The following is a 20,787-nucleotide window of genomic DNA, read 5'->3' on the forward strand; positions in this document are numbered from 1 at the left end:
AAAGCAGGAATAGGAATGGAAAAACAGTTTCAGGAAGTATTTCCGGATTTGAGAATCGAAGGGGGCATGGCAGAGCTTCTCGATACCGTGGAGGTTTCGCGGGTATCGATCAATAAGAAAAAAGATCTGCTGCGGATCTATGTGGTCAGCCATCAGTGGATTCACAAAAAATATATTTATCAGCTGGAGCGCCAGATCGAGGAGCAGCTCTTTTCCAACGTGCCGCTGCGCGTGAAGATTATTGAGCGGTTCTATCTGTCGCGCCAGTATACGCCGGAAAACTTTCTGGAGGTGTACCGTCCGAGTATCCTGCTCGAGCTGAAAAACCACAGTGTCTTTCTGAATCATCTGTTTTCGACTGCCGAGATTACCTTCCCGGAGACGAACAAAATGCACCTGGTGCTCGTGGATTCCGTTGTGGCAAAGGAGCGCGAGGAGGAGCTGGTCCACATTCTCGAGAAAATCTTCTGTGAGCGGTGCGGCTTCGACCTGATCGTGGAAACCGAGATGAGAAAGCCGGAGGGCGAGAGCCGCGCCATGAGAAATTCCGAGCTCCGCATCCGGGAGGAAGTGCGCCACGTTCTGGCGCATACCCATTACGGTGAGATGCTCGGCGAAAAAGAGCAGAACCGGATGGAAGAGCAGGCGGAAGCAGCAGGCGAACAGCCAAAAGCAGCCGCAGCAGCCAAGGACGGCGAGGCGAAAAAAGAAAAAGCAGCAGACGGCGGAAGGGGAAAAGGTTTTTCCGGCGGCGGACGCGGTTCCTTCAAAAAAGGCAAGGGCAGTTTCGGCCGGAATGCGGACAATCAGCCGCGCAAATCCTCCAATCCGGATGTGCTGTACGGAAGAGATTTCGAGGATGAGAGCGTGGAGATTCTGAAAATCGGCGATGAGATCGGTGATGTTGTCATCCGAGGAAGAGTCCAGAGTGTGGATATGCGCGAAATCCGGAATGAGCGTACGATTTTCATGTTCACGATCACCGACTTTACAGATACCATCGGCGTCAAGATTTTCGTCCAGAACGCGGAAGTGCCGGAATTAAAGGATGCGATCAAAAAAGGCGCGTTCATTAAAGTAAAAGGAAAAACGACGGTTGATGCATTTGACCACGATCTGACGGTTATGTCTGTCTGGGGCATCAAGAAGATCACCGATTTCCGTACCGGCCGTCAGGATACGAGTCCGGTGAAGCGTGTGGAGCTGCACTGCCATACAAAGATGAGCGATATGGACGGTGTCACCGATGCTGCCCGTCTGGTACAGCGTGCCTACGAGTGGGGCCATCCGGCGATCGCGATCACCGATCACGGCGTGGTGCAGTCCTTCCCGGAGGCAAACCATGCGATCGAGGCGATCGACGGCGCTTACCGGAAAAAATACCAGGCAGAGCACCCGGATGCGACAAAAGATGAGCTGAAAAAAGTTTCGGCTCCGTTCAAGGTCATCTACGGCATGGAGGCTTATCTCGTCGACGACTTGAAAGATATCGTTGTCAACAGCAAAGGACAGGACATCCACGGAAGCTACGTTGTTTTCGATATCGAGACGACGGGATTTTCCCCGGTTGTCAACAAAATCATTGAGATCGGCGCCGTCCGTGTGGAAAACGGAGCGATTGTCGATAAGTTTTCCACCTTCGTCAATCCGAAAGTCCCGATCCCGTTCCGGATTGAGAATCTGACCGGCATCAACGACAACATGGTTCTTGACGCGCCGGACATCGAAACGGTGCTGCCGAAATTCCTGGAGTTCAGTGAGGGAGCCGTTATGGTTGCCCACAATGCTTCGTTCGATATGAGCTTTATCGAGCACAACTGCGTCCTGCAGGGGATCGAGCGGGAATTTACAACGGCGGACACCGTCGCCATGGCGCGTTTCCTGCTGCCGGGCCTGAACCGTTTCAAGCTGGATACCGTTGCGAAGGCGGTCGGCGTATCGTTGGAAAACCATCACCGTGCGGTGGACGATGCCGGCTGTACGGCGGAAATTTTCGTGAAATTCGTAAAAATGCTGGAGGAGCGCAATATTCTGACTCTGGATGATCTGAATGCGCAGGGAAAAGTATCGGAGGAGGCTGTGCGCAAGCTTCCATCGTACCATGCGATCATTCTGGCAAAGAACGAGACGGGACGTGTCAATCTGTACCGCCTCGTGTCGGAATCCCACCTGAAATACTACAACCGCCGGCCGAAGCTGCCAAAGAGCGTCTACCTGAAATACCAGGACGGTCTGATGATCGGATCTGCCTGCGAGGCGGGCGAACTCTACCAGGCAATCCTGCGCGGTGAACCGGATGCGGCGATTGCGCGTCTCGTGGACTTCTACGATTATCTGGAAATCCAGCCGATCGGCAACAACGCGTTCATGATCAAAAAAGAGGACGTTTCTGCCGTAGAGAGCGAGGAGGATTTAAAGGAGATCAACAGGCGCATCGTCAAACTTGGCGAGCAGTTCCATAAGCCTGTTGTGGCAACGTGCGACGTCCACTTCATGGATCCGCAGGACGAGATCTACCGCCGCATCATCATGACCGGAAAAGGTTTTGACGACGCGGATGAGCAGGCACCGCTGTTCCTGCGCACCACCGAGGAGATGCTTGAAGAGTTTTCGTATCTCGGAAGTGAGAAAGCGGAGGAGGTCGTCATCACCAATCCGCGCAAAATCTCCGACCTTGTCGAGAAAATCTCCCCGATCCGTGCCGGAAAATTCCCGCCGGTCATCGAGGATTCCGACAAGACACTGCGGAGAATCTGTTACGACCGCGCGCATGAAATCTACGGCGAGGAGCTGCCGGAGATCGTTTCCGCGCGCCTCGAACGGGAGCTGAACTCCATTATTTCCAACGGATATGCCGTTATGTACATCATCGCACAGAAACTAGTGTGGAAGTCGAACGAGGACGGCTACCTCGTAGGATCGCGTGGTTCCGTCGGTTCCTCGTTCGTTGCGACGATGGCGGGAATCACGGAGGTAAACCCGTTGAGCCCGCATTACTACTGCGAGTCGTGCCATTACAGCGAGTTCGATTCGCCGCGCGTCAAAGAGTACGTCGGCCGTGCCGGATGCGATATGCCGGACGCCGTCTGCCCGAACTGCGGCAAGCCGCTGAAAAAAGCCGGATTTGACATTCCGTTCGAGACGTTCCTTGGATTCAAGGGAAACAAAGAGCCGGATATCGACCTGAACTTTTCCGGTGATTACCAGAGTAAGGCGCACAAATACACAGAGGTTATTTTCGGCGCCGGTCAGACGTTCCGTGCGGGAACCATCGGTACGCTGGCGGATAAAACAGCGTTCGGTTACGTGAAGAACTATTACGAAGAGCGCGGCCAGCACAAACGGAACTGCGAGATCGACCGTATCGTGGAAGGATGCACCGGAATCCGCCGTACAACCGGCCAGCACCCGGGCGGTATCATCGTTCTGCCGTTCGGTGAGGATATCAACTCCTTCACCCCGGTGCAGCATCCGGCGAACGATATGACAACCGACATCATTACGACCCATTTCGATTACCACTCCATTGATGCCAACCTCTTAAAGCTCGACATTCTCGGACACGATGATCCGACCATGATCCGTATGCTCGAGGATATCACGCACCTTGATGCGCAGACGATTCCGCTCGATAACCCGGAGGTCATGTCGCTGTTCAAGAGCACCGAGGCGCTTGGCATCAAGCCGGAGGACATCGGCGGCTGCCCGCTTGGATGTCTTGGCGTGCCGGAGTTCGGTACCGATTTCGTTATCCAGATGCTTCTGGACACGAAGCCGCAGTCGTTCTCTGACCTGATCCGTATCTCCGGTCTGTCGCACGGAACCGACGTATGGCTCGGCAATGCGCAGACCCTGATCGAGGAGGGCAAGGCGACGATTTCCACCGCCATCTGTACCCGGGACGATATCATGATCTACCTGATCGACAAGGGACTCGAAAGTGAGCTTTCCTTTACGATCATGGAGAGTGTGCGAAAAGGAAAGGGCTTAAAACCGGAGTGGGAAGAGGAGATGAAGGCCCACGATGTGCCGGACTGGTACATCTGGTCATGTAAAAAGATCAAGTACATGTTCCCGAAAGCCCACGCGGCGGCGTACGTCATGATGGCGTACCGCATCGCTTACTATAAAATTTTCTATCCGCTGGCGTACTATGCGGCGTACTTCTCCATTCGTGCGTCCGCATTCTCCTACGAGCTCATGTGCATGGGACGCGACCGGCTGGAATATTATATGAAAGATTACGAAAAACGGAAAGACACGCTGACTCAGAAGGAGCAGGCAACTGTCAAGGATATGAAGATTGTCCAGGAAATGTACGCCCGCGGCTTCGATTTCGTGCCGGTGGACCTCTATAAGGCACAGGCGCACCGCTTCCAGGTCTACGATGACAAACATCTGATGCCGGCGCTCGACTCGATCGAGGGTCTGGGCGACAAGGCGGCCGACGCCGTTGTCCTTGCGGCACGAAACGGAAAATTCCTCTCGAAAGATGATTTCCGCGACCGCACCAAGGTCAGCAAGACGATTATCGACTTTATGGCGGACCTCGGTGTCTTCGGAGATCTGCCCGAAAGCAACCAGTTTTCGCTGTTCGACTATTAAAAGGAGCGTCCCCTTTCCGTTGCAATCCCGTGCGTCTTGGGGTATAATCAGACGTTGTGGAAAAGAACGAAAACGATTTAGATAAAATAAGGTGAAAAACATTGAGAAGAAGATTGGAACAACTGCTGAACGGCAGATTTGAATATGAGGTTCCCCATCTGCTGCTGTCCGAGACGGAGGTGGCCCTGACGCTGGACGAGGGGCAGAATTTCCGCGGAGAGCTGAATATCGGAGCGGAAGACGGGAGAAGAGTAAAAGGAATTGTGACCACAGATCATCAGAGAATCGTTCTGGCGAAAAATCAGTTCCAGGGAACGGCGAGTACGATTGAGTACGGCGTGGATACCAGCGGATTAAAAGCAGGCGATGAAATCTGTGGAAACATCACCGTCAGCAGCAATCTGGAGGAACGCTGCGTGCGGGTACACGTCTCGATTGCGGGAAAGACAATGAACATTTCCGGGCAGGAGATTCATTCCCTGGCAGATTTTGTGCATCTGGCAAGCCATGATTTCGGCGCAGCGTACCGCTTCTTTGTAAAAAAAGAGTTTGCACGTCTTCTTCAGAAAGAGGCACCGGAGCAGATGGCACTTTATCAGGGACTGTCCCACAAGCCGGTGACATTTCAGCACCTGGAGGAATTTCTGGTTGCCCTCGGTCAGAAAGAGCCGGTGATGCTTTCGGCGGAACAGCCGGAGAAAACTGTGCTTACCGTGGACCAGCCGCGCAAGGAAACACTGTATCTGTATAAAAATACCTGGGGCTACGTCCGCATGGAAATCGAGGTGCAGGGAGACTTTCTGGAAGTGGAAAAGAAAGTCGTCACTTCAGAAGATTTCATCGGAAGCGTCTACGGTGTGGAATACATTATCCATCAGGAGAAAATCGGAAACGGCCGCCATTACGGCAGAATTACGGTGCGTCAGGGAAAACAGGAGCTTCGCTTTGAACTGGAAGTGACAAACAGCGAAAAACATGTGACCAGCAGGAAAAATACGGAGCGCGACCGTCAGATAACTGCCATCGCGCGCGGCTATCTCGATCTGGCAGTCCATAAACGCGACTACCGTACCTGGTATCAGGACACCTGGGAGGCCATCGAGCAGTTCGAAAAAGCCGGCGGAGACATGGCGTGGGTGACGCTGGGAAAAGCATGGCTGTACGAGAGCCATGAGGAAACCGGAAAAGCAAGAGAAACGCTTTCTTACGTAAAAGAGCATCAGGAACTGCTGGACACCGCGGAGAAAAAAGGAGCGTACCTGTATCTGGCATGGAAGCTGAAAATGGAAGTGGGCCATACCGGGCTGGTATCACGCCTTGGAACACTGATGCGGCAGGAGAGTGCAAGCTATTTTCTGTTAAAGCTTGCCATTGATGCCGACGATTCCTGGCAGCAGTCGCTGACCCGTCAGCTCTACGCGATGGAACTTTGCTATGAGTGCGGGTGCAAGAGCCCGCTTCTGTATCTGGATGCGGCACAGCTCTATCTCCGCCAGGAGGGACAGCTCCGCCGGATTTCGCCGTTCACCGTTCAGGTGCTGAAATTTGCGCAGAAAGAAGGCATTTTAAGCGGGGAACTGTTAAAACGGGCCGCTTATCTTACAGAGACGATGAAAACGTTCGATGAGAATGTCTATCAGATTCTGACTGCGGGCTATGAGCGTTTTCCATCCGATGAAGTGCTCGAAGCCATCTGCAAACTGGTGATGAAGGGCCGCCCGGTGCGGAAGGAATATTTCCCGTGGTATGCAAAAGCCGTGGAGCGGAACATCCGCATCACGCGCCTGTACGAGTACTATATCGAAACGATGGATGCGTCGTTCGACGAGGTCCTTCCGCAGGTCATCCGGATGTATTTCTCCTACAGCAACACACTGGCAGGCCAGAAGAAAGCGCTGATCTACGCCAACGTGATCAAAAACCGCGAAAAAGACCGCCATACATTCCAGAGCTACCGCCCGGCGATGGAGGTTTTCACGGCAAGACAGATCCAGAAAGGCCGCATGAACCGCGAATACGCCGCACTGTACCGGACTTTTCTGAAAAAACCGGAAGATCCCGACAGCGCAAAAGCGATCGCAAATGTGCTGTTTACCCATCATGTAACGTGTGAAAATCCGAAAATCACGCGTGTGATCGTCTGCCATCCGGCGATGGGGGGCGAAACGTCCTATCCGATGACGGAACGGGGTGCTTATATCCGTCTGTACGGCAAAAAAGCGCGGATTCTTCTCGAAGATGAGCAGCGCAGAAGATATGCGGTGACAGAAACCTGCCGCGTAGAGCCATTGTTTACGGATGAAGAGCTTGCCCGTGCCTGCGGCGGTTTTGCCATTGAAAATCCGGGTCTGCTGCTGCACCTGTGCGGGGAGCAGGAAGAGGAGATGCAGCTTACCGCAGAAAATCTTGCCTGGTATCAGCAGGCAGCGCGCACGAGCGCATTTTCCAGTGCTTACCGGAAAACAGTGCGTCAGAAACTGCTGGAATACTATCTTGCCCATCCGGATGAGCGTGAGACCGAGGCAGCTGTTGCAGAGCTGGAGGACAGCGCTTACGCAAAGGTGGACCGTATTTCTACGATCGAGCTTCTGGTACGCTACGGCTGTTACAGCCGCGCCTTTGCCCTGACGGATCGGTACGGCTACGAAAAGATCCCGGTGTCGTGTCTCTTCCGTCTGGCGCATGCGATGATTCTGGAAAAAGAGTTTACAGAGGACGAGGAGCTTCTCTATCTGGCATCCTACGTGGTAAAACAGGGCATCTACGATGAAATCGTATTGTGCTATCTGAGAGATTATTTCACCGGTTCTATTGAGGATATGTGCAGTTTATGGGATAAAATCCGCGGCTTCCAGATGGAAAGCGACAAGCTGGAGGAGCGCATTCTGACATGGTCCGTCTTTGTGCGCAGCCACCCGAAGTGGGAGCAGGAAATGCTGGAGAGCTACATCCGCCAGAGCGGAAAAGAGCACGTCATTCTGGCATACCTGACGTATCTTGCGATCGGCTATTTTATGGACGGAAAACCGCTTTCGGATCAGATGTTTGACTACTTGGACCGAGCCTGGAAACAGGGCTGGGAGCTGGACGAGATCTGCCGTCTTGCAATGCTGAAACATCTTTCCACGAAGCCGCAGCTTTCGGAGGAGGAAGAAAAAGAGGCGCATACCCTGCTTCTGGCGTTTACGAAACAGGGACTCCGCTTTGCCTTCTACAAGGATCTGCCGGAGCACCTGACCGAAGGCTTCCAGATCGGCGACCGCATGTTCATCGAGGAGCGCCAGAGAGCGGAGGCAAAGGTGACGATTCATTACCGGACAAACGCCGAAGAAACATGGAAGAGCGAACCGATGCGCAATATGTATCAGGGCATTTTTGTGAAAGAGTTTCTGCTGTTCTACGGCGAGAAAATGGAGTATTACCTGACCTTTACGAACCGTCAGGGTGAGGGAAAAACAGAGGTGAAAACCGTCTCCATGACCGGCGAACCAAAAGCAGGAAAGACGCGGTACCAGCTTCTGAATCAGATGAAAGCAGCGCGCGTGGCAGGAGATTCGGAAAAAGCAGAAAAAGCATTCCGAAAGTATCTGCAGCAGGAGGCTCTGGTTCGGAACTGTTTTGCACTTGTGGATGAAAAGAAGCAGCAGGAGGATACGACATGGAACAGAAAAATTTAATTTTAGGATTTGATTTTGGAGAGAAATATTCCCAGTTCTGCTGCTATGACAGGGGAACCCATACGGCCGTCTCCATCCCGGTAAAAGAAGGAGAAGAGGCGGTGGAATTTCCGACCGCCATTGCCAAAAAACGGAATGAGGAAACGTGGAAAACAGGACCGGATGCAGAAAAATCTGCTCACGCGGAAAACGGCATCTGGCTGGACAATCTGTACGAGATCTGCATGGGATCCCGCATCTGCCAGATCGAAAACCGGGATTATACGCCGGGAGAAGTCCTTGGCACGTTCCTTCGCGAAGCATTGAAGATGATCGGCATCGAGCGCCCGGACCAGCAGATCCAGGCGATGATGATCACCACGGGCCATCTGACCCGTCCATTTGTGGAAAATGTGCGTGAAGCATACAAGATAATCGGACTGCCGCGCGGCAGAGCCTACCTGCAGGAGCATGACGAGAGCTTTTACTGCCATGTGCTGAACCAGAAGCCGGAGCTCTGGAGCCGTAAAGTCGGTCTGTTTTTCCTGAAAGATGAGGAAGCATCGTTTTCTGAACTTTCCATCAGCCGTAAAACGAAGCCGGCAACTGTGACCGTAAAACGGGGGCCAAAAGCCGCACTTTCGATCGAGCCGATGGAGCGCGACCGCGATTTCTGCCATCTGATGGGAGAAGCGATGGGGAATGAAATTTATTCCAGCGTATTTCTGGTGAGCGAGGAGTTCGACCTTGCCTGGGCCGACAACTCTCTGCGTCAGTTAAAGAAAAACCAGAGAAGAATCTTCGGCGGAACGAACCTGTTTGCACAGGGCGCCTGCTTTTCCGCGCGCGAAAAAGTGGAGGAGCGCCGCTTAAAGGGCTATCTCTTCCTCGGAAATGACCTCGTGCGCTACAACATCGGCATGGAGATGACGATTAATGGCTCTCCGGCATACTATGCGCTGATTGCAGCCGGTGTGAACTGGTATGAAGCAGAAAAAGAATGTGAGCTGATCCTCGACGGAACGGAGGAGCTGGAATTTATTGTAAGTTCCATGGAAAGCGGAAAACGAAACCGCTATACCATGAAGCTGGACGGGCTGCCCAAACGGCCGCCGAAGACAACACGGATCCGTCTGCGTCTGGAGTATGATTCTCCGGTTACGTGTCAGATCACCGCAGAGGATTTAGGTTTTGGCGATATGTTCCCGGCAAGTCACAAAATCTGGCACGAGACGATGGGGGAGGTGTAAACGATGAGCGGTTATATTTTATGTCAGGTCAAACGGGCGAAAAATCCGTATTATATTTCCAACATCAGCACAAATATATATTCCATCGAGGAACTGTGCTATTATCTGTACCACAACATCTATCTGCTGGACGAGACCATCATTAACGAGCAGCTGCTGGTGTGGATGAAAGAAGAACTCCACTTAAGAAGACTGTACCAGCGTCTCTACGTCCTTCTGGAGGAGAAAAAGAACATCGGTGATTTTATCCTGCCGATCTTCAAGGAGATCAATTATCTTTCCCACGATCAGTTCCGTGAGATGAATGAGCGCCTGAAACGGTTCGAGGAGCAGCCGGAGATTGTGCGGAAAAAAATCAAGGGAGATTACCTTGTCGACCACGAAAAATATATCAATGCGATCCAGGTTTACCAGGAAACGCTGAAAGATACCGAGGAAAACGAAACCAACATGGGAAGCCAGTTCACCGGAAGTATTTACAACAACATGGGCTGTGCCTACGCAAGTCTGTTCCAGATGAATGAAGCACTTATGTGCTTTCAGAAAGCAAATGAAGAGCTGCACACGAAAGCATCATTAAAGAGCTGGCTGTTTGCGGTCTACATGAGCAAAGGACAGGATGCCTATGAGCAGATGTGCACCGAACGGAAAGTGGATGCCGAGACGAAACGGGAGATGGACCGCCAGATCACCGAGGCAATGCAGGTCGAGCTCCCGCGCGATCTGGACGAAGCTCTTGCGGCGTGGACACGGGAATATCATAAAAATACCGGACTTTGAACAAAAAGAACAAAAAAATTACTTGACAGCAAAAAAGAATGGGACTATAATACGGCCCATAAGAAAAAAATAAATACTTCGAAACCGATGAAGTGGAGATAACGTTGGAAGCGCACTCACAGAGAGCCCGGGCAGGTGGAAGCCGGACAGAAAGCGGATCAGCAAATGGACCACGGAGGGTACAGGGAAAAGCGGGAAACCGTCTGAGTATTCTGTAACGTGCAGGCATACGTTAGTTGCCAGGAATATGATCGTATTCTGCAGAGCGTGTGAGCAATCGCAAAACAAGGTGGCACCACGAGTATAAAAATATACCCGCCCTTGGCAAAGAACAAAGTGATTCTTTGCCGGGGGCGGTTTTTTGTATATCAGAAATTGGTTCTGAGGACCAGTGTTGATGACAGCCTTTGCAGACACAAGGAGAGGAGATAACAAGATGAAACAGATGACGTTAGAAGAAATTTCAAAAGCAGCCGCATCGGGAGTTTTTCGGAAAATCCCGGTAAGCAGAGAAATTTATTCGGATATCCGTACACCAGTAGAAACACTGAAAGTCCTGCAGGGCGTCAGCAGCCACTGCTACATGCTCGAAAGCGTGGAGGATAAAAAACAGTGGGGAAGATACACCTTTCTCGGCTACGATCCGTCGCTGGAACTCACCTGTGTCAACGGAAACCTGACAATCACCGCCGATGCGGCAGAGATGAAAAAAGTAGAAGATATTCCGGAAAGCCACGAAGAACAGCTTCCGACCGGACAGATCCGGCTGACCGCAAAGACAGCCCATCCGGGAGCCGTCATCAAAACCCTGATTGAGAAAAATAAAAGTCCGAAGATCGCGACACTGCCGACCTTCACCGGCGGCCTCGTCGGATACTTCTCTTACGATTACATCAAGTACAGCGAGCCGACCTTAAAGCTGGACGCAGAAGATCAAGAACATTTCAAAGATGTCGACCTGATGCTGTTCGATAAGGTCATCGCCTATGATAATTACCGTCAGAAAATCGTACTGATGATTAATATCGAAACCGAAAATCTCGAAGAAAATTACGAAAAAGCCGTACAGGAACTCGAAAAAATGGAAGAGCTGATCCGCTTCGGAAAACCGGCCGAGACGAAAGCCGGCCACCTGAAATCCGAGTTCCGCCCGCTCTTCGATGAGAAAGCGTACTGTGAGAAAGTCGAGCAGGTCAAACATTATATCCACGAGGGAGACCTCTTCCAGCTCGTTCTCTCCAACCGGCTCGAAGCTGATTTTGAGGGAAGCCTCCTCGATACGTACCGCGTTCTCCGCACGACGAATCCGTCGCCGTACATGTTCTACTTCTCGAGTGATGATGTCGAGATCGCCGGTGCATCCCCGGAAACTCTCGTAAAAGTCGAGGACGGAGAGGTCCGGACCTTCCCGCTTGCCGGAACGCGGCCGAGAGGAAAGAGCTATGAAGAAGACCAGCGGCTGGAAAAAGAACTCCTCGCCGATGAAAAAGAGCGTGCCGAGCACAACATGTTGGTTGATCTGGGAAGAAACGATCTCGGAAAGATCTGTGATTTCGGAACCGTGGAAGTAGAAAAATACATGTCAATCGAGCGTTACTCCCACGTCATGCACATCGGTTCCACTGTAAAAGGACAGCTTCGGAAAGACAAGACCGCAGTCGATGCCATCGATTCCGTTCTCCCGGCCGGAACCCTCTCCGGTGCACCAAAGCTCCGTGCCTGTCAGATCATCAACGAGCTGGAAAACAACAAGCGCGGCATTTACGGCGGTGCGATCGGCTATCTGGATTTCACCGGAAATATGGACACCTGCATTGCAATCCGGCTTGCGTTTAAGAAAAACGGAAAAGTGTTCGTCCGCTCCGGTGCCGGCATTGTAGCCGACAGCGTACCGGAAAAAGAGCATCAGGAATGCATCAACAAAGCAAAGGCCGTGATGGTCGCACTTGCGGAGGCAGAAGGAGGAAGCAACTTATGATACTGCTGGTAGATAATTATGACAGTTTTTCCTATAACCTGTATCAGCTCGCCGGTTCGATCAATCCGGACATGAAGGTCATCCGGAACGACGAGATGACGATCGACGAAATCTGCGCACTGGCACCGGCATCCATCATTTTATCTCCCGGACCGGGCCGTCCGGAGCAGGCAGGCCGATGCATGGAGATTGTAGAAAAATTAGGCGGCGAGATCCCGATCCTCGGTGTCTGCCTCGGCCATCAGGCAATCTGTGCCGCGTACGGCGCGACCGTCACCTATGCGAAACAGCTGATGCATGGCAAACAGTCCGAGACAACGCTGGATCTTACCTCGGAATTATTCCAGGGGCTGCCGGAAACCGTTCCGGTTGCAAGATACCATTCCCTCGCAGCTGATGAAGCGACACTGCCGGAAACCTTAAAGGTAACGGCAAGAACTGCAGACGGCGAGGTCATGGCAGTCGAGGACAGTGAGAAAAAGATCTACGGAGTCCAGTTTCATCCGGAATCCATTCTGACCCCGCAGGGCAGACAGATGGTAGAAAACTTCTTAAAAATTACAAGATAGATCACAGGACAGCAAAGAAAGAGAGAAACAGAATATGATTCGGGAAGCGATTGTAAAACTGGTAAATAAAGAGAACTTAACCTACGAGATGGCAGAGGGCGCCATGGATGAAATCATGGGAGGAAAAGCCGATCCGATCCAGATCAGCGCATTTTTAACTGCCATGACGATGAAAGGCGAGACAATCGAAGAGATCACCGCATGTGCCAACGGCATGAGAAAGCACGGTGTTCACATGGAACATGACAAGGATGTTCTGGAAATCGTCGGAACCGGCGGAGATAAATCCAATTCCTTCAACATCTCCACAACAGCATCCCTTGTGATCTCTGCAGGCGGCGTCGCAGTTGCGAAACACGGAAACCGCGCCGCATCGAGCAAATCCGGCGCAGCCGACTGTCTCGAAGCGCTCGGCGTCAAAATCGACCTGGAGCCGGAGAAAAACAAAGAAGTTCTGGAAAAACTTGGAATCTGTTTCCTGTTCGCACAGAAATACCACATGTCCATGAAATACGTGGCACCGGTCCGCAAGATGCTCGGCATCCGGACCATTTTCAACATCCTCGGACCGCTGACCAACCCGGCAGCAGCCACGATGCAGGTGATGGGTGTCTACGAGGAAGCACTTGTCCGCCCGATGGCAGAAGTTCTCTCCAATCTTGGTGTCAAACGCGGCATGGTTGTCTACGGCCAGGACTGCCTCGATGAAATTTCCTTAAGCGCACCGACAAGCGTCTGCGAGATCAAGGACGGAACGTTTGAGGAATACGTCATCACACCGGAAGAGTTCGGCATGACCCGCTGTACCAAAGAAGAGCTGGTCGGCGGAACCCCGCAGGAGAATGCTGAAATTACGAAAGAAATTCTTGCAGGAAAGAAAGGCCCGGCAAGAGACGCTGTTGTCCTGAATGCCGCCGCAGCCCTTCATGTAGCAAAAGAAATCCCGATGCAGGACGCTGTAAAACTGGCAGAGGAGCTGATCGACAGCGGAAAAGCACAGAAAAAACTCGAAGAGTTTGTGTCACTCGCCAATAAATTGGCAGAAGAGGAATAAACATATGATACTGGAAACGATTGCAGAAGCCACAAGAAAACGTGTCGCTGCAGAAAAAGAGAAGTGTTCTCTTGCAGAAATGAAAGAAAAAGCAACGGCGATGAACCCGGACACCGGATTCCCGTTTGAACAGACGCTGAAAAAGCCGGGCATGTCCTTTATCTGCGAGGTAAAAAAAGCCTCCCCGTCGAAGGGCATCATCGCAGAAGATTTCCCCTATCTGGAGATCGCAAAGGAATATGAAGCGGCCGGTGCCTCCGCCATTTCCTGCCTGACTGAGCCGGAATACTTCAAAGGCGACAAGCGTTACTTAAAAAAAATTGCAGAAACCGTATCCATCCCGGTTCTACGGAAAGATTTTACCGTGGATCCCTATATGATCTACGAGGCAAAGGTGCTCGGAGCCACCGCTGTCCTTCTGATCTGTGCGCTGCTGCCGGAGGAAACCTTAAAAGAATATCTGGAAACAGCGCATTCCCTCGGCCTTTCCGCTCTTGTGGAAGCCCACGATGAGGCGGAGGTTGCACAGGCCATGCGCGCCGGAGCAAGGATCATCGGTGTCAACAACCGCAACTTAAAAGATTTCACGGTCGATATCCACAACAGTGAGCGGCTGCGGGAGCTTGTCCCGGAAAACATTGTTTTCGTATCCGAGAGCGGCATCAAAACGCCGGAGGATGTCGGAAGACTGTATCAGAATAAAACCGATGCCGTTCTGATCGGCGAAACGCTGATGCGGAGCAGCAACAAAAAAGCAGAGCTTGAAAAACTCTCTTCAATGTGTTAAAGTGGTAACGTAAGTGCGCAAAACAAAACAGAGCGCACGGGGAGTCAAACGTTATGGAAGAACAGACCAGAATCAAAATCTGCGGGCTCACACGGCTGGAAGACATCGATGCGGTGAATGAGCTGAAGCCCGAATATGTCGGCTTTGTCTTTGCAAAAAGCCGCAGACAGATTACAAAAGAACATGCCGTGACGCTGCGGCGCTATCTGGATCCCGAAATCCAGGCGGTCGGCGTCTTTGTGAACGAGCTTCCGGCGATTGTCGCAGGATACCTCGAAGAGGGCGTCATCGATCTGGCACAGCTCCACGGAAATGAGAGTGAAGAATATATCCATTCGCTCCGGTTCCGCACCGGCGGGGAACTGATCAAGGCATTTTCCATCAAAACCAGGGAGGACGTCGAAAAGGCGAAAAAAAGCAGCGCCGATTACATCCTTCTCGACCACGGAAAAGGCGGTACCGGCGAATCGTTCGACTGGTCACTGATCAGAAACATGGACCGCCCGTATTTCCTTGCGGGAGGCCTGAACGTCGAAAATGTGGAACAGGCGATTTTACAGACACATCCCTTCGCCGTCGACATCAGCAGCGGTGTCGAGACAGACGGCGTAAAGGATCCGAAAAAAATCACAGAATGCATAAGGAGGATAAGACATGTCTGACGGAAGATTTGGTATTCACGGAGGCCAGTACATACCGGAAACTCTGATGAATGAAATTATCAATCTGGAAAAACAGTACAATTATTATAAAAACGATCCGGAGTTCTGCCAGGAACTCGATGACCTGCTGAAAAATTACGCGGGCCGCCCGTCCCTTCTCTACTACGCAGAGAAAATGACAAAGGATCTCGGCGGAGCAAAAATTTACCTCAAACGAGAGGATCTGAACCACACCGGAGCCCACAAAATCAACAACGTGCTCGGACAGTGCCTCCTTGCAAAAAGAATGGGAAAAACCCGTGTCATCGCAGAGACCGGAGCCGGCCAGCACGGTGTGGCAACCGCAACGGCAGCAGCGCTGATGGGACTTGAGTGTGAGATCTTCATGGGAAAAGAAGACACCGACCGTCAGGCCCTCAATGTATACCGGATGGAGCTTCTCGGTGCAAAAGTAAATGCCGTTACTACCGGAACTATGACCTTAAAAGATGCCGTCAATGAGGCGATGCGCGAGTGGGTATCACGTGTCGATGACACCCACTACGTTCTCGGTTCCGTTATGGGTCCGCATCCGTTCCCGACCATCGTCCGCGATTTCCAGGCTGTCATCAGCAAAGAGGCAAGAGAGCAGATCCTCGAAAAAGAAGGAAAACTCCCGAAAGCCGTCATGGCATGCGTCGGCGGCGGAAGCAATGCGATGGGTATGTTCTATAACTTCATCAATGACAAAAATGTCCGCCTGATTGGATGCGAGGCAGCAGGACGCGGCGTCAACACCGCAGAGACTGCAGCAACCATTGCAACCGGAACACTCGGCGTCTTCCACGGTATGAAATCCTACTTCTGCCAGGATAAATACGGTCAGATCGCACCGGTTTACTCGATTTCCGCAGGTCTTGACTACCCGGGCATTGGACCGGAGCATGCATATCTGCATGACATCGGCCGCGCCGAATACGTTCCGGTAACGGACGATGAGGCAGTAGAAGCTTTTGAATACCTCGCAAGAACCGAGGGTATCATCTGTGCGATCGAGAGTGCCCATGCAGTAGCCCATGCGATGAAGATCGCAAAAGAATTTGATCCGGAAGACTCCATCATCATCTGCCTGTCCGGACGCGGAGACAAAGACGTAGCAGCCATTGCAAGATACAGAGGGAGGGACCTTCATGAGTAAAGTAACAGAAGCATTTTCAAACAGCAAAGCATTCATTCCGTTTCTGACAGCCGGAGACCCGAACATTGAAAAAACAGAGAATTATATTCTGGAGCTCGAAAAAGCAGGCGCAGACCTGATCGAGATCGGAATCCCGTTTTCCGATCCGATCGCCGAGGGCGTTGTCATCCAGGAGGCAGACCTCCGTTCCTTAAAAGCCGGAACCACCACCGATAAAATTTTCGATATGGTAGCTTCCGTGCGCAAAAAAACAGACATTCCGCTGGTGTTTATGACCTACTTAAACCCGGTGTTCCATTACGGATACGAGCCGTTCTTTACAAAATGTGAGGAAGTCGGCATCAATGGCATCATCATCCCGGATATGCCGTATGAGGAAAAAGGCGAATTAAACGATATTGCGCGCAGCCATCAGGTAGATGTCATTTCCCTGATTGCGCCGACGTCTGAGCAGCGCATCCAGAAAATTGCCGCAGACGCCGAAGGTTTTATCTACCTCGTATCGTCTCTGGGCGTTACCGGTGTCAGAAGCGAGATCAAGACAGACCTCGATTCCATGATCGCCGCAATCCGCAAAGTAACCGATATTCCGGTAGCCGTAGGCTTCGGCATCAACACGACCGATCAGGCAGCCAACATTGCAAAAATTGCGGACGGTGTCATCGTCGGAAGCGCTATCGTCAAAATGATTGCGAAGTACGGCACTCATGCGGAGCAGCACATCTATACGTATGTCCGCATGATGAAGGAAGCTGTCATGACAGCAAATAAATAAAACCCGCGTCATTGCGTGTTTGAAAAAACTGTGTTAAGATGAGAGCGTGTCTGAAACAAACCGTTTTGGACACGCTTTTTCAACGTAAAATACCTGACCGGCTTTCGAAAAAGCCGGATAGAATATGGAGGAAAAACGTGTTAGATGTATGTTTACTGGGAACAGGCGGTATGATGCCTCTGCCAGGCAGACGCCTGACCGCCCTGATGACCCGATACAACGGAAGCAGCCTTCTGATCGACTGCGGCGAGGGAACCCAGGTTGCCATCAAGGAAAAAGGCTGGACCTTTAAGCCGATTGATGCCATCTGCTTCACCCATTACCACGCAGACCACATCAGCGGCCTTCCAGGACTTCTCCTGACGATGGGAAACACTGACCGGAGAGAACCGCTGACCATGATCGGCCCAAAAGGCCTGGAGCGCGTCGTCAATTCACTGCGTGTCATCTGCCCGGAGCTGCCGTTTCCGATTGTATTTCACGAGGTGACAGCGCCGGAGGAAGTGATCGAGATGAACGGCTACAAAATCACAGCCTTCCGCGTGCAGCACAATATCACCTGCTACGGCTATTCGCTGGAGATCTCCCGCAAGGGAAAATTCGATGTGGAGCGCGCTAAAGCACAGGAAATTCCGATTAAATGCTGGAATCCGCTGCAGAAAGGCGAGACTGTCACCCTGGATGGAAAGACGTATACGCCGGACATGGTCCTCGGCCCTGTCAGAAAGGGACTGAAGGTGACCTACTGCACCGATACCCGCCCGATTCCGTCGATCTCTGAACATGCGAAAGGCTCCGACCTTTTCATCTGCGAGGGAATGTACGGCGAGCCGGAAAAACAGGCAAAAGCAAAAGAATTTAAGCATATGACCTTCTACGAGGCGGCAAAACTGGCAAAAGATGCCGAGGCTGCCGAAATGTGGCTGACCCACTTTTCCCCGTCGCTCGTCGGCCCGCAGCGGTACATGGATGAGGTACAGAAGATTTTCCCGGCCGCAGAGCTTGGAAAAGACGGAAGATCAGTAGAACTGTTATTTGAAGAGGAAACGAAAAATGAGTGAAAAAGATACCTTGATTCTTGCAATTGAGAGCTCCTGCGATGAAACCGCAGCCTCCGTCGTGAAAAACGGAAGATGTGTGCTGTCTAACATTATTTCATCCCAGATCGCCATCCATACCCTGTATGGCGGCGTTGTGCCGGAAATTGCATCCAGAAAACATATCGAAAAAATCAACCAGGTTGTAGAAGCGGCCTTAAAAGAAGCCGATGTCACTCTGGATGATATCGATGCGATCGGTGTTACGTACGGCCCTGGCCTTGTCGGCGCACTTCTCGTCGGCGTGGCAGAGGCAAAAGCGATCGCCTATGCAAAAAAGAAACCGCTGGTCGGCGTTCACCATATTGAAGGCCACGTCTCGGCGAACTATATCGAACACCCGGATCTGGAGCCGCCGTTCCTGTGTGAAATCATCTCCGGAGGCCATACCCATCTTGTCATTGTAAAAGATTACGGTTCTTTCGAAATCCTCGGAAGAACGAGAGACGACGCAGCCGGAGAAGCCTTCGACAAGGTAGCCCGTGCCATCGGACTCGGCTATCCGGGCGGACCGAAGATCGACAAGCTGGCAAAAGAAGGAAACCCGCACGCCATCGACTTCCCGCGTGCCCACATGGAGGATGCGCCGTATGACTTCAGCTTCAGCGGCGTAAAATCTGCCGTTTTAAACCATCTGAACAAATGCCGGATGACAGGCGAACCAATTGTCGAAGCAGACATCGCTGCGTCCTTCCAGCAGGCCGTTGTGGACGTTCTGGTGGATAATGCCATCCGTGCGGCCAAAGATTACCATATGGACCGTCTGGCGATCGCCGGCGGCGTTGCATCGAACGGGGCACTCCGCGCGGCGATGGAAGCAGCATGTGAAAAAGAGGGCATCCGCTTTTACCGTCCGTCCCCGATCTTCTGTACCGACAATGCGGCCATGATCGGTGTGGCAGCTTACTACGAGTACCAGAAGGGAACCCGCCACGGCTGGGACCTGAATGCCGTACCGAACCTGAAGCTTGGCGAACGATAAGAAAAAGAAACTTCCGCAGCAGAACGGAGAAGAGAGATCTGCTGCGGAGTTTTTGTATTTGTAGAAAACGGAGGAAAAGATGAGCGAGAAGAAAGAAAAATACACTGCGGTTGTCCTGGCAGCCGGAAAGGGAACCCGGATGGGCGGAAGCGTAGCAAAACAGTTTCTGGAAATCGGAGGAAAACCAGTCGTGGTTTACGCGCTGGAGGTTTTTGAACATTCGCCGGAGATTGACCAGATCATTCTTGTGACAGGTGCGGATAAAATAGAATACTGTCAGAAAGAGATTATCGAAAAATATGGAATTAAGAAAACTGTTTCCGTATGCGCAGGCGGAAGGGAACGGTATGAATCTGTCTGGAAAGCATTGCAGACGCTGAAAAGCCTGGAAAGCGAACAGGATCAGAAGACCGATTACGTTCTGATTCACGATGGCGCCCGCCCGTTTTTAAACCAGGAAATGCTGGAACGTCTCTGCGCATGTGTAAAAGAAGAAAAAGCCTGTGTCCTTGGCATGCCGGTCAAGGATACCATCAAGCTTACCGATGAAAACGGAAAAATCAGGGAAAGCCCGCGAAGAGATCTCGTATGGCAGGCACAGACCCCGCAGGCCTTTGCAGCAGAGCTTCTGTTTCCGGCATTCGAAAAACTGATGCAGCATTCCACAGAAGGAATCACCGACGATGCCATGGTTGTGGAGCAGGAGATGGGAATCGCATCAGTGATGGTAAAAGGCGGCTATGAAAATATAAAAATCACAACACCGGAGGATCTGCTCGTTGCAGAGAGCTTTCTGGCAGAAAAATAGAAAAAAGCAAAATACAGAAAGCAAACTATAAATGGATAAAAACAAATGTGTGAATTGCAAAACAGGGAAAAACAGCGAAAACGAAAAAGAAATTGAAAAAAATGTAAAAAAAATTCAAAAAAGTGGTTGACATTCTGAAACACTGCTGATATAATAACGAATGTCGCTGAGCGAGAGAGATAAAAACGCAAAGCTGACAAGCCAAAAACTGAGATGATTTCGGGAGTTACCGAGATTTGAATTCACACACGGAGAGGTATCGAAGCGGTCATAACGAGGCGGTCTTGAAAACCGTTTGTCCGAAAGGGCGCGTGGGTTCGAATCCCACCCTCTCCGCTCAAAACTCAGTTAATTGAATATCTGATTATGAATCAGGCAAACTATGGAGAAGTACCCAAGCTGGCTGAAGGGGCTCCCCTGGAAAGGGAGTAGGTCGTTAATAGCGGCGCGAGGGTTCAAATCCCTCCTTCTCCGCTCGGCTTTGAAAAAAAGTTGAAAAAAGTTCTTGACAAATGCAAATGAGTTTGATAAAATAAACAAGTTGCTGATCGAGAGAACAGCAAAGATCCTTGATAATTAAACAATGAAACACATCCTCGAAAGTTCT

Annotated in this window: 14 protein-coding genes and 2 tRNA genes; all 16 read left to right on the forward strand. The window is 51.5% G+C overall.

Annotation, left to right across the window (positions count from 1 at the left end; translation table 11 throughout):
• The first annotated feature begins 15 nt into the window (after positions 1 to 15).
• Positions 16 to 4,605 carry a PolC-type DNA polymerase III gene (locus DWX26_RS05995; RefSeq protein ID WP_117509873.1) on the forward strand — a complete coding sequence of 1,530 codons (4,590 nt, stop codon included), beginning with the start codon at positions 16 to 18 and terminating at the stop codon, positions 4,603 to 4,605.
• Between the two features lie 101 nt (positions 4,606 to 4,706).
• Positions 4,707 to 8,282 (forward strand): DUF5717 family protein, encoded by a 3,576-nt coding sequence (locus tag DWX26_RS06000; protein ID WP_147398113.1) that lies wholly within the window; start codon positions 4,707 to 4,709, stop codon positions 8,280 to 8,282.
• Positions 8,264 to 9,511, forward strand: coding sequence for a DUF5716 family protein (locus DWX26_RS06005; RefSeq protein ID WP_118594875.1), 1,248 nt, complete (start codon positions 8,264 to 8,266; stop codon positions 9,509 to 9,511). The genes DWX26_RS06000 and DWX26_RS06005 overlap by 19 nt, the downstream gene beginning before the upstream one ends.
• A gap of 3 nt (positions 9,512 to 9,514) precedes the next feature.
• Complete coding sequence (locus DWX26_RS06010; protein ID WP_118594876.1) at positions 9,515 to 10,291, forward strand: hypothetical protein; 777 nt, start codon at positions 9,515 to 9,517, stop codon at positions 10,289 to 10,291.
• A 436-nt stretch (positions 10,292 to 10,727) separates the two neighbouring features.
• A complete protein-coding gene (gene trpE / locus DWX26_RS06015; protein WP_118601059.1) occupies positions 10,728 to 12,269 on the forward strand; it encodes an anthranilate synthase component I in 1,542 nt (513 codons plus the stop codon).
• A complete protein-coding gene (locus tag DWX26_RS06020; RefSeq protein WP_022462657.1) occupies positions 12,266 to 12,838 on the forward strand; it encodes an anthranilate synthase component II in 573 nt (190 codons plus the stop codon). The genes trpE and DWX26_RS06020 overlap by 4 nt, the downstream gene beginning before the upstream one ends.
• Before the next feature lie 34 nt (positions 12,839 to 12,872).
• Complete coding sequence (gene trpD, locus DWX26_RS06025; RefSeq protein WP_117814151.1) at positions 12,873 to 13,892, forward strand: anthranilate phosphoribosyltransferase; 1,020 nt, start codon at positions 12,873 to 12,875, stop codon at positions 13,890 to 13,892.
• Positions 13,893 to 13,896: 4 nt separating this feature from the next.
• On the forward strand, positions 13,897 to 14,679 hold the full coding sequence (trpC, locus tag DWX26_RS06030) for an indole-3-glycerol phosphate synthase TrpC (RefSeq protein ID WP_055219907.1): 783 nt from the start codon (positions 13,897 to 13,899) through the stop codon (positions 14,677 to 14,679).
• A 53-nt stretch (positions 14,680 to 14,732) separates the two neighbouring features.
• Positions 14,733 to 15,341, forward strand: a complete 609-nt coding sequence (locus tag DWX26_RS06035) for a phosphoribosylanthranilate isomerase (protein WP_118601060.1) — start codon at positions 14,733 to 14,735, stop codon at positions 15,339 to 15,341.
• The gene (trpB, locus tag DWX26_RS06040) at positions 15,334 to 16,518 is read left to right on the forward strand and encodes a tryptophan synthase subunit beta (RefSeq protein WP_022462653.1); all 1,185 of its coding nucleotides are present in this window, start codon (positions 15,334 to 15,336) and stop codon (positions 16,516 to 16,518) included. Before DWX26_RS06035 ends, trpB begins: the two co-directional genes overlap by 8 nt.
• Complete coding sequence (trpA, locus tag DWX26_RS06045) at positions 16,511 to 17,293, forward strand: tryptophan synthase subunit alpha (protein WP_055219903.1); 783 nt, start codon at positions 16,511 to 16,513, stop codon at positions 17,291 to 17,293. The genes trpB and trpA overlap by 8 nt, the downstream gene beginning before the upstream one ends.
• Before the next feature lie 137 nt (positions 17,294 to 17,430).
• Positions 17,431 to 18,354, forward strand: a complete 924-nt coding sequence (locus tag DWX26_RS06050; protein ID WP_118601061.1) for a ribonuclease Z — start codon at positions 17,431 to 17,433, stop codon at positions 18,352 to 18,354.
• The gene (gene tsaD / locus DWX26_RS06055; RefSeq protein WP_022462650.1) at positions 18,347 to 19,372 is read left to right on the forward strand and encodes a tRNA (adenosine(37)-N6)-threonylcarbamoyltransferase complex transferase subunit TsaD; all 1,026 of its coding nucleotides are present in this window, start codon (positions 18,347 to 18,349) and stop codon (positions 19,370 to 19,372) included. The genes DWX26_RS06050 and tsaD overlap by 8 nt, the downstream gene beginning before the upstream one ends.
• 79 nt (positions 19,373 to 19,451) lie before the next feature.
• The gene (gene ispD / locus DWX26_RS06060; RefSeq protein WP_055219901.1) at positions 19,452 to 20,180 is read left to right on the forward strand and encodes a 2-C-methyl-D-erythritol 4-phosphate cytidylyltransferase; all 729 of its coding nucleotides are present in this window, start codon (positions 19,452 to 19,454) and stop codon (positions 20,178 to 20,180) included.
• Between the two features lie 250 nt (positions 20,181 to 20,430).
• Positions 20,431 to 20,516: transfer RNA gene (locus DWX26_RS06065), tRNA-Ser, on the forward strand.
• A gap of 48 nt (positions 20,517 to 20,564) precedes the next feature.
• A tRNA-Ser gene (locus DWX26_RS06070) sits at positions 20,565 to 20,654 on the forward strand.
• Positions 20,655 to 20,787: the final 133 nt, after the last annotated feature.

Source organism: Blautia sp. AF19-1, assembly GCF_003479155.1.
In the GTDB taxonomy this organism is placed as follows: domain Bacteria; phylum Bacillota; class Clostridia; order Lachnospirales; family Lachnospiraceae; genus Fusicatenibacter; species Fusicatenibacter saccharivorans.

What these genes read in the sequence shown, in the direction of transcription:
- DWX26_RS06020 (WP_022462657.1), top strand. Translation starts at nt 12,266, where the DNA reads ATGATACTGCTGGTAGATAATTATGACAGTTTTTCCTATAACCTGTAT.
- trpC (WP_055219907.1), top strand. Translation starts at nt 13,897, where the DNA reads ATGATACTGGAAACGATTGCAGAAGCCACAAGAAAACGTGTCGCTGCA.
- DWX26_RS06035 (WP_118601060.1), top strand. Translation starts at nt 14,733, where the DNA reads ATGGAAGAACAGACCAGAATCAAAATCTGCGGGCTCACACGGCTGGAA.
- DWX26_RS06005 (WP_118594875.1), top strand. Translation starts at nt 8,264, where the DNA reads ATGGAACAGAAAAATTTAATTTTAGGATTTGATTTTGGAGAGAAATAT.
- ispD (WP_055219901.1), top strand. Translation starts at nt 19,452, where the DNA reads ATGAGCGAGAAGAAAGAAAAATACACTGCGGTTGTCCTGGCAGCCGGA.
- DWX26_RS05995 (WP_117509873.1), top strand. Translation starts at nt 16, where the DNA reads ATGGAAAAACAGTTTCAGGAAGTATTTCCGGATTTGAGAATCGAAGGG.
- tsaD (WP_022462650.1), top strand. Translation starts at nt 18,347, where the DNA reads ATGAGTGAAAAAGATACCTTGATTCTTGCAATTGAGAGCTCCTGCGAT.
- trpE (WP_118601059.1), top strand. Translation starts at nt 10,728, where the DNA reads ATGAAACAGATGACGTTAGAAGAAATTTCAAAAGCAGCCGCATCGGGA.
- trpD (WP_117814151.1), top strand. Translation starts at nt 12,873, where the DNA reads ATGATTCGGGAAGCGATTGTAAAACTGGTAAATAAAGAGAACTTAACC.
- trpA (WP_055219903.1), top strand. Translation starts at nt 16,511, where the DNA reads ATGAGTAAAGTAACAGAAGCATTTTCAAACAGCAAAGCATTCATTCCG.
- DWX26_RS06010 (WP_118594876.1), top strand. Translation starts at nt 9,515, where the DNA reads ATGAGCGGTTATATTTTATGTCAGGTCAAACGGGCGAAAAATCCGTAT.
- trpB (WP_022462653.1), top strand. Translation starts at nt 15,334, where the DNA reads ATGTCTGACGGAAGATTTGGTATTCACGGAGGCCAGTACATACCGGAA.